This is a genomic window from Ignavibacteriales bacterium, from assembly GCA_026390575.1.
Lineage (GTDB): Bacteria > Bacteroidota > Ignavibacteria > UBA10030 > UBA10030 > Fen-1298.
The window spans coordinates 56,808-74,253 of sequence record JAPLFR010000007.1 but is presented as its reverse complement, the minus strand read 5'-3'; the positions used below and the strand labels follow the sequence as shown (position 1 = coordinate 74,253).

13 protein-coding genes are annotated in these 17,446 nt (G+C 42.5%); 10 read left to right on the top strand and 3 right to left on the bottom strand.

Going from position 1 to position 17,446, the window contains the following annotated elements:
* The first annotated feature begins 8 nt into the window (after positions 1–8).
* The 4 genes from NTX44_05340 (at position 9) to NTX44_05325 (ending at position 3,689) form a co-directional block, all read left to right on the top strand.
* Positions 9–1,046, top strand: a complete 1,038-nt coding sequence (locus tag NTX44_05340) for a glycosyltransferase family 4 protein (GenBank protein MCX6121022.1) — start codon at positions 9–11, stop codon at positions 1,044–1,046.
* A 77-nt stretch (positions 1,047–1,123) separates the two neighbouring features.
* On the top strand, positions 1,124–1,921 hold the full coding sequence (locus NTX44_05335; protein MCX6121021.1) for a TIGR00282 family metallophosphoesterase: 798 nt from the start codon (positions 1,124–1,126) through the stop codon (positions 1,919–1,921).
* A gap of 47 nt (positions 1,922–1,968) precedes the next feature.
* Complete coding sequence (locus NTX44_05330) at positions 1,969–2,826, top strand: methyltransferase domain-containing protein (protein ID MCX6121020.1); 858 nt, start codon at positions 1,969–1,971, stop codon at positions 2,824–2,826.
* Positions 2,811–3,689, top strand: a complete 879-nt coding sequence (locus NTX44_05325) for a bifunctional 5,10-methylenetetrahydrofolate dehydrogenase/5,10-methenyltetrahydrofolate cyclohydrolase (protein ID MCX6121019.1) — start codon at positions 2,811–2,813, stop codon at positions 3,687–3,689. Before NTX44_05330 ends, NTX44_05325 begins: the two co-directional genes overlap by 16 nt.
* Positions 3,690–3,757: 68 nt before the next feature.
* On the opposite strand, the gene NTX44_05320 is transcribed toward NTX44_05325, so the two are convergent.
* The 3 genes from NTX44_05320 to NTX44_05310 form a co-directional block, all read right to left on the bottom strand.
* Positions 3,758–5,245 (bottom strand): B12-binding domain-containing radical SAM protein, encoded by a 1,488-nt coding sequence (locus NTX44_05320; GenBank protein MCX6121018.1) that lies wholly within the window; start codon positions 5,243–5,245, stop codon positions 3,758–3,760.
* A 198-nt stretch (positions 5,246–5,443) separates the two neighbouring features.
* Positions 5,444–5,746, bottom strand: a complete 303-nt coding sequence (locus NTX44_05315) for a hypothetical protein (GenBank protein ID MCX6121017.1) — start codon at positions 5,744–5,746, stop codon at positions 5,444–5,446.
* A 13-nt stretch (positions 5,747–5,759) separates the two neighbouring features.
* The gene (locus NTX44_05310; GenBank protein ID MCX6121016.1) at positions 5,760–6,194 is read right to left on the bottom strand and encodes a hypothetical protein; all 435 of its coding nucleotides are present in this window, start codon (positions 6,192–6,194) and stop codon (positions 5,760–5,762) included.
* 195 nt (positions 6,195–6,389) lie between these two features.
* Here NTX44_05310 and NTX44_05305 point away from each other — a divergent pair, with 195 nt between their 5' ends.
* From NTX44_05305 to NTX44_05280, 6 genes are all read left to right on the top strand, one after another.
* Positions 6,390–6,599 (top strand): hypothetical protein, encoded by a 210-nt coding sequence (locus NTX44_05305; GenBank protein MCX6121015.1) that lies wholly within the window; start codon positions 6,390–6,392, stop codon positions 6,597–6,599.
* A gap of 115 nt (positions 6,600–6,714) precedes the next feature.
* Positions 6,715–8,235 (top strand): 4-alpha-glucanotransferase, encoded by a 1,521-nt coding sequence (gene malQ, locus NTX44_05300; GenBank protein MCX6121014.1) that lies wholly within the window; start codon positions 6,715–6,717, stop codon positions 8,233–8,235.
* 327 nt (positions 8,236–8,562) lie between these two features.
* Complete coding sequence (locus NTX44_05295; GenBank protein MCX6121013.1) at positions 8,563–9,594, top strand: LacI family DNA-binding transcriptional regulator; 1,032 nt, start codon at positions 8,563–8,565, stop codon at positions 9,592–9,594.
* Positions 9,595–9,651: 57 nt separating this feature from the next.
* On the top strand, positions 9,652–12,501 hold the full coding sequence (locus NTX44_05290; protein MCX6121012.1) for a TonB-dependent receptor: 2,850 nt from the start codon (positions 9,652–9,654) through the stop codon (positions 12,499–12,501).
* 3 nt (positions 12,502–12,504) lie between these two features.
* A complete protein-coding gene (locus NTX44_05285; protein MCX6121011.1) occupies positions 12,505–16,341 on the top strand; it encodes a hypothetical protein in 3,837 nt (1,278 codons plus the stop codon).
* A gap of 12 nt (positions 16,342–16,353) precedes the next feature.
* Positions 16,354–17,388 carry a PorV/PorQ family protein gene (locus NTX44_05280; protein MCX6121010.1) on the top strand — a complete coding sequence of 345 codons (1,035 nt, stop codon included), beginning with the start codon at positions 16,354–16,356 and terminating at the stop codon, positions 17,386–17,388.
* Positions 17,389–17,446 lie beyond the last annotated feature (58 nt).

The window sequence follows — 17,446 nt, the reverse complement described above, 5'->3', positions numbered from 1 at the left end:
GAAAACGTATGCATGTTTTATTCGCAACAAGTCAGGCAACAGCATTGACGCGCGGAGGTGTGCGTACACAGGTGCTTCAGACGAAAGAAGCATTGGAACATCTTGGTGTGCACGTGACATTGTTCGATACATGGCGTGATTTTCATGCGAATGAATTTGATCTTGTGCACGTTTTTTCAGCAAACATGGCAACGTACCATTTCGCACGTGCTGTCAAAGCGCAGGGACTTCCACTTGTCATTTCGCCTGTTTTTTATACACGGCGCACCGCCAAAACGGTTCAGCGTGTTATCAACGTCGATAGATTGATAAGCCGCACAGTGCGCGGAATCTGGACAGATTACGGATTGATTGCAGAGATGTGCAGCTGGGCGGAAGCCGTCACACCTAATACGACAGAGGAAGGGAAGCTGTTCGTCGATGCATTTGGCGTCCCGGAGAAAAAGCTCATCGTCGTTCCGAATGGCGTGGAAGAACGATTTGCGCATGCAGCGCCGGGATTGTTCGAACGTGAGTATGGAATAAAAAACTTTATTCTTTCTGTGGGACATATCGGACCTGAACGTAAAAATATTTTTCGCCTCATTGAAGCGCTTGAGCGCATCGATCATCCGGCAGCAATCATAGGACGTATAGAGAACACACCATCAGGGCGAGCATGCCTTGAGCGTGCAAGCAGCAATCCTCGATTGTTGATCGTCGATGCAATTCCCCATGACTCGATGTTACTGGCATCGGCGTATGCCGCTTGCGATGTTTTTGTCCTTCCCTCTCAGTTTGAAACACCTGGCATTGCTGCATTAGAAGCAGGCCTGGCTGGCGCAAAAATTGTCATCACACCGGTTGGCGGAACAAAAGATTATTTTGGCAATGATGCAATCTATGTAGAGCCAACATCAACAGAGAATATTGCTGAAGGAATACAGACAGCATTGAAGAATAAAAAAGATACTGTCTTGCGTACACGTATTCAAAAAGAATTTCTGTGGGAACGAGTGGGAGAAAAGATAAAACAGGTGTACGATAATATTCTGGATCTTGCCTGATGAACTTTTTACGATGCATCAATAGTGACAGAGAAGGCTGAATATCAAATCTTTATCTTAACACATCGAGGGAACTTGTGGCAAAACTCATAAATATTTTTTTTGTAGGCGACATCAATGGCAAACCGGGAATGACGCTTCTTGCTACTTTGCTCAAACAATACATCCAGAAATATGAAATTGATTTTTGTATCGTCAATGGAGAGAATGCAACCGAAGGCAAGGGAATTGACGAAGCGGATGCAAAGGCACTTTTCGAATTAGGTGTTCACGTGATCACCACAGGGAATCATTTGTGGGACCGCTGGCAGGCGAAAGCGCTCATCGCGAAAGAACGCAACATTCTGCGGCCGCTGAACTATCCGAAGGAAAATCCCGGCAACGGTTTTGTTCTTTATGATTTGAAAGAGAAGGGACGCATCGGCGTTATTAACTTGCAGGGACGGACATTTATGCAAACTATCGATGATCCGTTCAAGGCTGCGGATTGGGCGTTGAGTAGAGTTGCACATGATACAAAAGTCGTCCTCATTGATATGCATGCTGAAGCTACTGCGGAAAAAATGGCGCTTGCATGGCATCTCGATGGACGTGTGAGCGCATTTGTAGGGACACATACGCACATCCCGACTTCTGATGCACGGATTCTTCCGAAAGGTACTGCGTATATTACGGATGTTGGAATGACCGGGCCGTACGATTCGGTGATCGGGATGAAAAAAGAAATTGCGATCCGCCGGTTCCAATTCCAGACACCCTACAAATTCGAACTTGCTGAACATGACGTACGGATGTGTGCGGTCTTTATTCAAGTGGATGCAGAATCCGGCAATGCAACCAAGATTGAACAAGTGATCTTTCCAAGTTTTCAATAGTGTCGCTGTTCTTCTATGACTTGGTAATTTAGCAACCAACTTTTACTATGACTCAGTACTTAAAAACCGAATTGAATTTCAACGACCCGGAGTTCTTATCGGCGCTTGATGATATGTCGTTCTGGGCAGCTCCTTTTGGAATCAAACTGCTCAGCCTTGTGCGGTACAGAAGAAATATTCATGCCCTTGATATTGGCTTTGGATCAGGTTTCCCATTGGTCGAGCTTGCGATGCGTCTTGGCCCAACGTGCAAAGTATTCGGTATTGACCCGTGGAAAGCAGCTCTTGAACGGACAAAATTTAAATTGAGATATACAGGCGTGCCAAATGTTGAACTTGTCGAAGGCGTGGCTGAACGAATGCCTTTCGATAACGATTTTTTTGATCTGATCGTTTCCAATAACGGAATGAATAATGTTCAGGATTTTTCCAAAACACTGAGTGAATGCAGACGTGTCTCCCGGCCCGGCGCTCAATTTGTCTTTACATTTAATACGGACCAGACATTCGCTGAATTTTACAATGTGTTTCGTGAAGTTTTGAACGAGAGCGGTTTGAAGGAATTATGCGTGAAGGTTGACGATCATATCTATGAGAAGCGCAGGCCGGTTGCCGAATATAAAAATATGCTCGAGCAATCGAACTTTCATATCAATGCATTGTATGAAGATGAGTTCGATTTTAAATTTTCAGACGCTACAGCAATGTTGAATCATTTTTCTATGAAGATCTTTATGGCAGCGTGGAAGGAATTAGTGCCTGACCAATGGAGAGAGGATGTTTTTCAGAACATCGAGTATAAATTGAATCTCTTGGCTGAACGGGCGAAAAGCTTTTCCATGAACGTTCCATTTGTTGCGATCGATTGTCAAAACGCAAAGGATGAGCCATGGCAGAAATTATAGACGGAAAGAAAATTGCAGAAGACATCAAACGCGAGGTGAAGGAAGAAACCATCCGTTTGAAAGAAACGAAAGGAATTGTTCCTGGACTTGCGGTAATTCTTGTCGGAGACGATCCCGCATCGCAATCGTATGTACGCTCGAAAGGGAAGCGATCTGAAGAAATGGGATTTTATTCGATCACGGAGCAGATGCCGGCTGATACCTCGGTGCAAGTATTGCTAAGAAAAATTGACGAGTTCAATCGTGATCCGAAAATTCATGGAATTCTTGTTCAACTGCCGCTGCCGAAGCATTTGAATGAGCAAACAGTGATTCAAGCCATTGATCCGCGTAAAGATGTCGATGGTATTCATCCGATGAGCATCGGAAAATTGGTTATAGGGATTGATACATTCAAATCGTGCACACCTGCGGGAATTCAAGAACTTCTCGTTCGAAGCGGCAATGATCCATCAGGAAAACACGTTGTTGTCGTTGGCCGCAGCAACATCGTCGGTAAACCGGTTGCGAATATCTTATTGCAAAAACAGCGCGGTGCTAATGCTGTAGTCACTGTCGCGCACACGGGCGCTTCCGATCTCGTATCCTATATCAAATCTGCAGACATTCTTATCGCCGCCATCGGCAAACCGGAATTTATCACTGGTGCAATGTTAAAGCCAGGCGTTGTCGTCATTGATGTCGGTATTAATCGCGTTGAAGATACTTCGAAACCTAAAGGATACCGTATCGTCGGTGATGTACATTTTGAATCTGCATCGAAAATCGCGAAGGCTATCACGCCCGTCCCTGGCGGTGTCGGCCTCATGACGGTTGCGATGCTCTTGAAGAATACGTTGAAGGCAGCAAGCAATGTGCAATGATCAATGAAGAGTGATCAAGAACAGTTAGGAGTAAACGAAGATAGTTGTTTCTTGATGCTGTGTATTTTTTATCCTGCTACGTAATATTCCAAAATTTTTCTGTAATGGTATCCGTAAATTGTGAAGGTGATTGCAAGTGGAAACATGCGCGGACGTGTGAAGAGTGACCAGAAAAATAACCTCCAGTACTGCACGCGTTCCTTATCGATAATACCGAGTATAATCACAGATCGCAAGAGCGCCTTGAAGTGGTCTGCTTGTACTAACGGAACTTTAACTTTCGGAGGATTATACGTCCGAAGGAACTCTTTGACGCGGGCGTAATATTGTTTTGACGAATAAATATTTTCCAGAATCGATCGATATCCATTGACGAGAAAATCATAGTTCATCTTAGGAATAAAATTCATTGAGAAATCTGTATTATCACCTGACATTGCTTTAAGCAATCGTCCTTCTTTCAGCATCCGTTTATAGAGTCTTGTACCTATTGGTGCATTCAGCAATCCGACCATTGCAGTAACGATGCCGCTCTCTTGAATGAACTCGACTAACTTCTGAAAGATTGAACTCGGATCGCTATCAAATCCGACGATAAATCCACCCTGCACTTGCAGTCCTTTGTGTTGAAGTTTCTTCACCGATTCGACAAGATTGCGGTTTCTATTCGGGCTCTTTTTACACTCAATTAAACTTTCTTCATTCGGTGATTCGATACCGACGAATACCGCATTGAACCCTGCTCTCACCATCAAATCCATCAACTCTTCATCGTCGGAGAGATTGATGGAAGCTTCTGTGTTGAGAGCAAACGGATACTTTCTTTGTTCCATCCAATGTATCATTGCGGGCAGAATTTCTTTCTTCAGCAATGCCTTATTGCCGATGAAGTTGTCGTCAACAATGAAAACATCGCCTCTCCAGCCGGTAGAGTACATAGCTTCTAATTCCAAAAGCATCTGTTCCTTTGTTTTTGTTCTCGGTACGCGTCCGTACAGAACTGTAATGTCGCAGAATTCGCAATCGTACGGGCAGCCGCGTGAGTATTGAATATTCATGGATGAGTAATACTTCGAATTGATGAGATTCCACAAAGGAACAGGAGTTGTTGTAACATCTGCCCATTGATCGGTCTGGTAAATATGGCAAGCATCACGATTTCTTATATCCGCGAGAAATTGTGGCAGGGTCAACTCTGCTTCATTGAGGACAAGATAATCGACATCCTTGAATTCGTCGGGGAATGATGTGAACAACGGTCCGCCGGCGACAATCTTTTTACCCATTGTTTTACATCGCTCAATGACAGCTCGCGCTGATTTCAATTGAATCGACATACTGCCAAGGAAAACGAGGTCAGCCCATCTCAATTCAATTTCTCGTAAGTCTTGCACATTCATATCAACCAAACGCTTGTTCCATGAATGAGGCAGCAGTGATGCTACGGTCAGCAGTCCGAGCGGCGGAAAGGTTGTACGCTTGGAGACAAACTTGAGTGCATGCTTGAAACTCCAGAACGTATCAGGAAATTTTGGGTTGACGAGGAGAATGTTCATCGATCGAACCCTTTCAGCTTAGAGGTAAAAAAGCCGAGCATGTTGGGAGCGATTACAATACGTATGCATAAAGCGCGGAAAGTTCAGCGCGTCTATTACAATCCGGAGGAAGAATAATTCCGATCGAAAAATGAACCCAGAGCGCTCTGTTAAATATAGAGCAGTCGGGAATTCAAAACAACTTCAATTATTATTTTTTTATAAAAATTCTTTCGAAAAGAGCCGAGTAAAACCATCGTATGAAATAAGTGGAATAATTTCAAATGCGATCAGACCTGCCTTCACCAACGGTAATGTTGCAAGTACAGATTGAGCTTCTTTAACATCTTTGCATTCTAGAATCAGCACTGCTTCATTTCGATCCTGTCGGAAGTACAGCTCGCGGATCGTTCCTTGTTGATGTAGTTCCCAAGCCCGCATTGCCTCTGTTTTCAAAATTGCGGGAGTAAATTGCTCGTCCGTTATCCCAGCGATCTCTTTTTCAAGCGCGAGAATTTTCATAAAGGATATCGTCTCAGGATGAAATTGTTGATTTCTCGACTGGTGTATTCGGAACTGGATTAAAGAGTCGGATGGTTTCGTCGTTCAGAAGCACCCAAATACTGTAGACCCCAAGAACAGTGCCGAGTGGAATATGTATCAGATTAAAGAACGATATAACGAGCAATGTAATCCGTCCCCATTCTTTTCTTTTCATCACACCAACAGCTCCAATAATCCCGATAATAGCAAAGACTAAGATCAGAATTCCGATAACCGTCAGGATAAACGGTACGATATCTAACACTTCCGGAGGGACTTCATCCATTCCGTGGTGATTATACCGGGAGATTAACTCAAAGAAATATCTGAATCCAATTGCGATGGCAAAGAGAACAAATGAGCCAATGAGAGCAAAAGAATCATACACAATATTCAGAATGCCGACGAGTGTAAAATGTTTTTCCATGATGCGCCGCTCCTTTCCGAAAGTATAGTTCAAGAATTGGATTCGATTTATTATACGATCTTTTTTGTCCGAAAGTTATAACAATTTGGAAGGAAGTAACCACCGCATTGATTGAAAAAGAATGCAATCCACATATTTGGTAGGGAAGTCGTTGCTTCGTCATTTAAGTAACTCAAATAAGGAGATTACCAAGTTATGGGCACACAAGCGAAGGTGCATATCTATTGCCGTTATCGCTGTTTCGGCAACGTGAGCCGTGAGGTGGCGACTTTAGTAGACGGTGAAAAGTCATCCGGCGTCTATGCTGTATCTTGGGAAGCATCGCGTCTATCCAGCGGAGTATTTATATATCGACTGAAGATTGGAGATTTTACAGATGTCAAAAAAATGATACATATGAAATAATATTGCGCGGTACAATTTTTGAAAATATTTTTCCTTGCGTTTGTTTGGATGCTTGTTTATGTTTGACAGGTTGTTTGAAGAAAATGTGTACGATGATAAAGACATGAGGTAAGAAATGCAATTTGCTCGTAGTAGTGGAATACTTTTACATCCCACATCATTGCCGGGGCCTTATGGTTCCGGGGATCTTGGTATTTCAGCATATCAATTCGTTGATTGGTTGTCAATTGCAGGTCAATCACTTTGGCAAATGCTTCCGTTGGGACCTGCAGGTATGGCGAATTCCCCATACATGTCGCTCTCTGCTTTTGCGGGAAGTCCCTTGCTCATTGACCTGGAGGAATTGGTATCACAAGGTTGGTTGGTTCAGAACGAACTTGAAACGTTCACGAATGATTCGAAAACCCGTGTGAAATATCAGGAAGTCGCAGTATTTAGAATGAACTTGCTTTGGAAGGCCGCCCAATACTTTTTTGAACATGGGAATGAAAAAGAGCGTCAACACTTTGGTTCTTATTGCGAAACAGAAAAAAAATGGTTGAATGATTATTCGTTGTTCCAGGCGCTGAATGATCAATATGGCGGCAAGGAATGGATCGTTTGGGATCATGATCTTGTGCATCGAAAACCTTCGGCTCTCAAACAAGCAGCAGAAAGATGGAAAGCACAAGTGCATTTTCATAAGTTCATGCAATGGTGCTTTGCACGGCAATGGAAAAAATTAAAGAAATATGCGAACGATCGAAATATCAAACTTGTTGGGGATATCCCGATCTTTGTTGCACATCATAGTGCAGATGTTTGGTCCAATCAGGAGGCATTCTCTCTTGATAAGGACGGGAGACCTCTTGTTGTTGCGGGCGTCCCACCAGATTATTTTAGCGAAGATGGTCAGCGATGGGGCAATCCATTATATCGATGGGATGTTATGAAACGACAAAAATATCAATGGTGGATTGAACGGTTTAAAAAAACGTTTGACCTCTTTGATATCCTCCGCATCGATCACTTCAGAGGATTTGAAGCGTATTGGAGAATTCCGGCGAAGGAAAAAACAGCACGAATTGGGAAATGGGTAAAAGGACCAGGCAAAGATCTCTTCAAAGCGATCGAAAAGAGACTTGGAACATTGCCGATTATTGCCGAAGATCTTGGTGTTATGACACCAGAAGTTACTGCACTTCGGGAAACATTTGGTTTTCCGGGAATGAAAGTGCTACAATTTGCATTCTCAACCGATCCCAAAGATAATTTTCTTCCTCATGTTTTTGACAAGAATTGTGTAGTCTACACCGGCACTCATGATAACGATACAACCATTGGTTGGTATGGAAAGGCTACGGAACATGAGCGCGATTTTGTCAGGCGGTACTGCAAAACGAGCGGAAACGAAATCCATTGGGATCTCATAAAACTGGCATTGCAATCCGTTGCAGATATTGCAGTGATACCATTCCAAGATGTCCTTGGTCTGGGCAATGAGGGAAGAATGAACTTTCCAGGCACAGTCGATGGAAATTGGGAATGGCGTTTTACATGGGAACAACTAGAACCATGGGCAACAACCAGGTTATACGAACTGTCCGCATTATATGGGAGGTGTACACCTGAGAGATTGAATCTTCTCCCATCATAATCGAGAGATTCTATGCTTAGTTATTATCTATGAACAATTGAAACGCAGGAGTGTGATCCCTGCTTTTATAGGAAAATGCCATACTGGTGAAACATGAGTAGAAACCAAATTAAATTGTTAAAAGTACATCGTAAAAATACACATTCAAAGTTATTTGCTCCGCCAACCATCTCCTCTTGACTTAAGAAAGGAACCCCCTTCCTTAATAATGCGTTGAAATGCATCAAAGATATCAAAGATAAAAATTAACTTGACTCTAAAAAGTATTTTCTAAATATTGGAAGCGCTTCCATATGGAAACGCTTCCATGCATGAGATGATATGAATATGGCTGTCACCATTTATGATATTGCAAAAAAAGCTAACGTCGGAATAGGGACAGTATCACGCGTGCTCAATAAAAATGCGAGCGTTTCAACGAAAACACGCACTCGCGTTTTGCAAGTAGTCTCAAGATTAAATTATAGACCTCATCCCTATGCTATTGGTCTCGCTCGTCAAAGAACAAATTCAATTCTCTTTACAATTCCATTTTTTGCAACGTTTTTCTATCTAGAAATTCTTCGCGAGATTCAAAAACGTTTATCGGATCTCGATGCCAGTATTATTTTATTAGGCATCAATCATCCTGATCAAATTGCAGAAACGCTTCGCCTTAATATCCATCGTAATCGAGTCGATGGTATTGTGTTATGTTCCATGAAGATTCCGGATCAATTGGCAAAGAGTACGCTATTTAAAAAAATCCCGATGGTGCTTGTAGATACATATCACAAAGAATTTGATTCCTTTGCTGTGAATAATGTACAGGGAGGATACACAGCCACAAAACATCTTCTTGATCTTGGCCATACTCGGATTGCGATATTAAATGCGAATCTCAGGAGCGTTCCTGCAAAAGAGCGGTTTAAGGGATATCAAATGGCAATGATGGATGCTCATAAAAAATTACATGAGTGCCTCATCCGAAAAACGAAATCTGAATATCTTGATGGATTTACCCGAGAGAACGGTTATGAGATGATGAAGGAGTTGCTGAAACTTGGATCAGATAGACCGACAGCGGTATTCGCGGCGAGTGATATTCAGGCATATGGTGCACTTGCGGCAATTTCAGAGATGGGTTTACGCTGTCCGGAGGATATTGCACTTATAGGATTTGATGATTTAGAACTTTCTGGACCGCTTGGATTGACATCCATGCTGCAGCCCATGTCTGAGATGGGAACGTTAACCATCGAGAGATTGCTTGAGCGAATGAATAATCATGATCTTTCTATATTCCATAAAACTTTCGAACCGACATTAATAGTACGCAGAACAACACTTCCTTTGGGAAGAATCGCAAAAAGTGCTTAACGGAATATGCTAGCAAAACAAAAACCATGTCACTATGAATTAGAAAACAGGAGAATCATGTTTACACGAATAGTGCATTCTCTTTTCATCATCTCTTTTCTTTCTTCCCTCGCTCTCGGGGGGTCCACGGGAAAGATCTCTGGTGTCGTGAAAGACAAGAAGACAGGCGATCCGATCATCGGCGCGAATGTAAGGCTCGAAGGAACCACTCTGGGTAGCATGACGGATTTTGATGGGAAGTACTTCATGATCAACGTCCCTCCGAATGATTACAGCATGGTGGTGACAATGGTTGGATATACTCCATCGAAAACTACCGGTGTACGCGTCAAGGGAGATTTGACTACAACGATCGATGTGGAGATCACAGAGACAGTTCTTCAGATAGGAGAGGCAGTTGAGGTGGTGGCTGAGCGACCGCTCGTACAAAAAGATCTCACCGCAAAAACCGCGATTGTGAGCGGCAACGATATTGCCGCCATGCCAGTGTCAGAAGTTGGGGCGGTTGTGAATATGCAGGCAGGATTTGTCTCAGGGAGTCTTCGCGGCGGGCGCAGTGGTGAAGTAGCATATTGGATTGATGGAGTGCCTGTAACGGATGCATTCAACGGAAGTCAGATTGTTGAAGTGAATAAGAGCCTTGTTCAAGAACTCCAGGTTATATCAGGTGCATTCAATGCAGAGTATGGCCAAGCGATGTCGGGTATTGTGAACATTACATCCAAAGAAGGAGGCTCGAAATTTTCCGGAGGATTAGGAATTTATGGAGGGGACTATGCCCTGACGAATGATAGTATTTTCCCGGGGAATAGTTTTAAAGCTAATAATATAAGAAATATCGAAGGGAACTTAAGTGGACCTCTTTTGACAGACGATCTCACTTTTTTTACTAATGCTCGATACATCTATTTTAATGGCTGGGAAAAAGGATATCGAAGATTTAATCCGTGGAATATTCCAAAATTAACAAATGACCAATTGGAATCTGTTTTTTCTGATGGAAAGGGAGATAGTTCGATCGTTCCAATGAACTGGAGTGAGCGATATTATGCACAAGCGAAACTCACATGGCATATTTCTTCATTGATGAAGTTTTCTGTTGATTATATCTACGATGACACAAAAAAGAAAGGCCTTGATGCATTTGGTAATTATCGTCGGGATTATTTCTATAATCCGGATGGAGTAGGGAATCAGTATAACTTAAGCAATACAATTATTTTTCAATTTAATCATAGCCTCAGTTCGAGTACGTTCTACACGATTGGGGGATCAATCTTTAAAAAAGATTACAAGTATTATCTCTATGATCTGCAATACCAAGATTCTACACTCTCAAACGGTGATCATGTACAGAATGAAGTAGTCGATCCGTACGGACCTCATTATGTAGATCCCAACTTATCAGTTGCACCTGCTTATTCTTTTATGGTCGGCGGTACTGATCCCAACAAAGACCATCGTTCTACTCAAACCGCGCTTATCAAATTTGATCTGACTAGTCAAATGGATGAAATGAATATGGTAAAGTTCGGTGTTGAGTATCGTTCTCATGACATTACAAATGAACATATCGAATTGAAGTCGGCGAGTTCACAAACAGGATTCGATCCTGCCATTCTCAGGCCGTATATTCGAACGATGATTCTAGATATTAATTCTCCCTATCACGATTACTATGAACATCATCCAAAAGAATTTTCTGCCTACTTACAGGATAAGATGGAGTATAAGAACGTTATTGTTAACGTTGGAGTTCGGTTCGATTATTTTCAACCAGATGGGCTTGTACTGAATGATGCGCATCCGGATACCAGCGATCCGTTGCATTATATGTATACCGTGAACGATCCAAGCATTGACAGTCCGGTACGAAGTGATCATCTTGATGTGAGCCAGCAGGGTGGTTCTACAACGCTTCAGCAACGGGAACAATATTGGTACAAATCGGCAACTTCAAAATATGCTGTCAGTCCAAGATTAGGTGTATCTTTCCCTATTACAGATAGAGGCATTGTTCATTTTTCCTATGGTCATTTCTTCCAACTGCCGGGATTCGAACGGCTTTATGAAAACCCCAGATTCAAAATTAGCCAAAATTCTTCCGGTATAATTGGTATCATGGGTAATACTGATTTGAAACCAGAACAGACGGTAAGCGCAGAACTTGGTGTCCAGCAGCAATTATCTGAAGACGTCGCATTTGATGCGACAATATATATGAGAGATATTCGAGGCCTCACACAAACTGCAATTTTTGATGTAAGTGGAGGAGGACAATATGCCCAATATGCAAATAGTGATTTCGGGACTGTCAAAGGAATCGTACTGACGGTAGACAAGAAATTCTCTGGAGGAATAACAGCACGAGTTGATTATACTTATCAGGTTGCCGATGGAACTGCGTCTGACCCCCAACAGGCTAAGAATAGGATAGCAGGAGGAGGACTTCCGGATATTCAAATGGTACCTTTAGATTGGGATCAACGGCATACCTTAAATGTGTCGTTAAACTATACAATGACTTCCTGGGGTGTCAGTTCCATCCTTCAATATGGTTCTGGATCGCCTTATACACCTGATCTTTCGAATCCAAGTACCGGAACGACGATAGTAACAAATAGTCAAATAAAGCCATCAACGTTTAATTGTGATCTCCGTGCATATTATGAGTTGAATCTTAATCCTCTGAAGCTCATATTCTTTACACGCATTTTCAATGTTTTTGATACACGAAATCAAAAAGGCGTTTATGCTTCCACGGGGCGTGCTGATTATGATTGGATTAACGAGATGCAGGCAAGGTCTGTTAAATTATATGTCAATACTGTTGATCAATGGTTCACGGATGGAACAAAATATTCTGAACCGCGTCGTTTTGAATTTGGCATGAATCTGGAGTTCTAACTTATGAAGACAATCATTCGATTGGTTCTTTTTTCATCAGTTGTTTTCTTGAACAATGCAGATATCATTGTTCAAGCACAGCAGTCAAGCGGGCGTCAATATCGTCAATGGGCCATAATGAACGGCAACCAGGTTCAGACAGTATTTGGCAACTGGGGTGTCATTGGCCAGCCACAGGAACAAGGGCATAGGGGCGCTTGGAAATATCCGAATAATGGATACCTCGGTGATGTCAGCCCCTTGGTGGGCGCTGAAGTGAAGTACGATTCGGTTTCTGTTTTTCATGAAGTTGTTACAGTTCCCGTCAATCGTCCGACTCTTTTATTAGATACAGATCCGCGTACAGGAAAATATTGGACATTTGAGCCTGAGAATGGATATTATAATCCCAGTCGGCAACCGTCTAAAGTTGCAATGAGTGATGATAAGAGTTCGTGGCCTCCGACTTGGCCGGATAAGGTTCAAGATACAAAAGATCCGGGGTGGGCAGGATTTTGGAATGGATATAAAGAAAAGAAACCGACTGCTGATCTGGAAACTTACTTCGTGATGGATGACAATAATGATGAAAGATTTAGTGATCCGTCAAACAATCCGAAGGGAATACAGTTCAGACCCAATGCATCGGATTTAACGAGAAAAGGGCTTGGCTTTGTCATGAAAGTACGCGCCATGCAATGGGGTTCGCAACCTCTTGCCCAAGATAATATCTTTTGGCTGTATGAAATCACGAATACCGGAACTACGAATTATGATCGAGCTGTTTTTGGAATGCTCGTGGGAACCTATGTTGGCGTTACATCGGTGGAAGACTATGGCGAATACAACGATGATTGGTCATTTTTTGATGTAAAGGAGAATATTACTTACACTGGTGATATTAAAGCGATAAGAGGGCAGTGCATGAAGAATCCATTTTGGCAGCCAACCCCTTGCAGTGGAGCCGGACTTGTCGGGTATGCTTTTCTTGAAAGCCCGGGAAATCCTTATGACGGTATCGATAATGATGGCGATGCAGATTCTTCATCCTCAGGAAGGCTTGCCCCTAGATTCACTTCGGCAAGTTTTGATTCCACTCTTCTGACATCAGGAAAACAAATTGTTCTGATTCGGGATGATTATAGCCGATATATTTATACGATTCCTTCTGCCGATTCAGTTCAGATCACAACCCATGGACTAACTCGATGGATTTATCCAGGGCAAACATGGGTGAGTGAAGGGAATAAATTGAGTGATGGTACTATTAATCCCAATGCTTATGACGGTGTTGATAACGATTACGATGGCCTTATCGATGAAAACTATTTCTTGCATTATGAACAAGTGAAAAGAACCAAAGAAGGAACAGTGTTGTTTGACATGCTGCGCCCTGTAGCGTATGTGGATTATTTTACAGGAATGGGTAGCGATCCTTATAGCATGATTGATGAACGGCGTGATGATAGAATCGATAACAATAAGAACTGGAACGTTCTTCATGATGACAATGGAAGAGACGGCAGTCCAAATACCGGAGATTATGGAGAAGGCGACGGCCTACCGACGTCCGGTTACGATGACAATGGTTATGATACAGGTTCGCCTGGGGAATGGCATATCGATAAAACCGATGTGAATGAATCGGATCAAATTGGACTGACGAGCTTCTTTTATTTTTCACCCGCAGGTAATTTTAAAATGGGTGACAAAGACACAATGTGGTTGTATTTGGCACCCGGGTTCTTCGATGTTCCCAACGTGATCCAAAATAACAGGCCTGTCGATGGTGCCGATGGAGATTTTATTTACGGCTCAGGATATTTTCCTCTGCAGGCAAAGAAAACAGAGCGCTTCTCTCTTGCGTTGGTGTACGGCGGGGGTAAAAACCAGGGATATGATGTTGATGTGGCAGACCTGTTAAAGAACAAAAGAACAGTTCAAAAAATTTATGATGCGAACTATCTATTTCCGTTGCCACCGGATTTACCCACTCTTACAGCAGTTCCGGGAGATGGAAAAGTTACATTGTACTGGGACCGGGTTGCGGAAGAGACAATCGATCCTCTTCTACAGACGAAAACATTTGAAGGATATAAACTGTATCGTTCAACGGATCCTACGTTTAATGATATTCACACGATTACCGATGGATATGGTTCGCCCCAAGGACGCCGTCCAATAAAACAGTGGGATCTCAATGATGGTGTCAAAGGATATTTCCATACTTCAGGTCAATTGTTTGAAGATATTTCCGGGTTTGCCTTCTACCTGGGCAATAATACCGGCATCGAACACAGCTACGTCGATAGTTCGGTACAAAACGGTAGAACATACTATTATGCGTTGGTTGCCTATAATACCGGGAATGAATATTTGGAAATTCTTCCGGCAGAGAATAAAATTAGTGCTTCGATCTCTCCTCAGGGAACGGTAAGTGTAGGCCAGAATTGTGCGGTGGTTGTACCGAATGCAAAAACTCTTGGTTATATTCGGCCAAAGGATGGTATATTACTCGACCATCTTTCAGGTGTTGGAACCGGCGACGCCTATTATAAAGTGATAGATGAAACAAAAACTACTGGTCATCGCTACCGTGTCGAGTTTCTCGATACACAAGTAGATAGTGTCGATAACAACAATAATGGCCTCATCGATTTGGCGGACTCTACTGAATGGGACCGTATAACAACAAATTACAGTGTGAGAGATCTTGAGTATCAAACGGAAAAATTTATTTCCCAAGACACTATTGTTGTAACACTACAGCACAAATATTTGATCCCGGGGACAATCAAAGTCTATAGTGACCAAGGAGTGTTGATACCTGAATCATTATATAAATTGAACATCAAGACAGGCCAAATTCACGGATTCTACGGAGGATCACTTCCAGCCGGGAAATATACTATTCAGTACCAGTATTATCCGGTCTATCAAAGTAAATATATCCGGGGAACACCCTATACAACAGATAGCAAAGATGCGGATGTTTTTGATGGTGTAGAACTTATTTTCAATAATCCTTGGTCGGTCGCAAAAGACGATTCAACAACGAAGTGGATAACCAACAAGACGAAATATAGTTTCAATATGCTTTTAACGGACCTATATGACGATAACGGAAATCCCTTGATGCGCGGCTATAGAAAGCCTTGTGATTACGAATTTCAATTCGACTCTACAAAATTCATTGATACATCCTATGCAGATCCGATTTTATATTCTGATGCAATCCCGACAAATTTTCGGATTTATAATAAAACCGAGAAGACCTATCTTAAGTTCAGTTATACAACCTTGAACTTCCTAAAACGTGGTCGCTTAGCACCGAAAGATGACATCTTCCTGTATGAAAAAGATCCGCGCGGCGAGTATGAATATACCTGGGAATTATTCTTTGATTCCGAGGATGGGAAAGTGATCCCATATCATACCGATGATACACTCCGGATCTGTACAACGAAACCATTCTCTCAAGGTGATACGCTTGCTTTTATCACCACAAAACCGAAGTCAGATCCTTCCACATTGACACAGGATGCACTCTCAAGGATTCGCGTTGTGCCAAATCCTTATGTAGCATCCTCAACACTGGAATCGCCTTTACCGCCCAGCGTCACAAGCGGTCGTCTCCGCCGGATTGACTTCATTCATTTGCCGGCATCAGCAAAAATCCTTATCTACACATCGCGAGGAGACCATGTTATTTCTCTTACACAGAGCGGCAATATTGAAGATGGACACGTCTCGTGGAATTTAAAGACAAAAGAAAATCTAGATGTAGCGTTTGGCGTCTACTTCTATGTGATAGAATCGTCGATTGGAACGAAAACTGGTAAATTAGCGATTATCAAGTAAGTGGAGACGGCCATGATAAAGAAAACATATGAAGTCTTTACAACTCTCTCTCTGTGTGCTTGTCTTGTGTTTTTCGGATATTCAAAATCGATAGCTCAAGCAAAGGTCAGTACCACCGCTGCACAATTTTTGGGAATATCAATTGGAGCACATGCATTAGGAATGGGTGGAACGTCGGTGGCTTCTGCGTATGATGTAAGTTCTATTTATTATAATCCAAGTGCGTTTTCTCAGTCTCATAAGACACAGGTGCTTGTCTCAACAACTGACTGGCTTGTGGGTTCAAAACTTCGTTGGTTAGGAGCAATGATCGACGTTGATGGATCCAATGCTTTTGGAATAAGTATTACGCAGCTTGCTTACGGCGAAGAGATGGTCACCACGGAAAATAATCCGGAAGGAACGGGAGAGCGATGGTCTGCCCAGGATCTTGCCGTTGCAATGTCATACTCCCGGAATTTAACCGATCGGTTTTCGATAGGAGGTTCTGCAAAATATATCAGCCAATCTATTTGGAATGAATCTGCAAGCACCATAGCCTTCGATATCGGATTGCTCTTTGTGACGGGATTTCATGATATGCGCTTGGGTATGTCCATTGCAAATTTTGGCGGCGATATGAAAATGGATGGACGCGATTTACGAAAAGTCATAGATACAGATCCAAGCAATGCGGGTTCCAATAAACTCAACCTCGCAAATTTGGTGACAGATCCCTGGCCTATACCGCTTATATTCCGGGTGGGGTTGGCTATGGATCTCGTGAAGAACGAAACCGCCTTAGTCACAATTGAATGTGATGCACTTCGTCCTAGTGATAATGTGGAAGTGATTAATCTTGGAGCTGAAGTGACACTCTTGAATCTTGTGAGCCTGCGCGGCGGGTACAAATCCCTTTTTCAAACAGATTCAGAAGAAGGATTAACACTTGGCTGTGGCTTGAAATATTCAGAATTGGGATCCATGGGATTGGAAGTAAATTATGCTTACCAACAGTTTGGTCGATTTGGTAATATAAATACGATTTCAGTAGCGGTACTTTTCTAATTTTCTGAAAAATAATTCATTTATGAGTAAATCTCCGAAATATTATCAATCAAGAAAG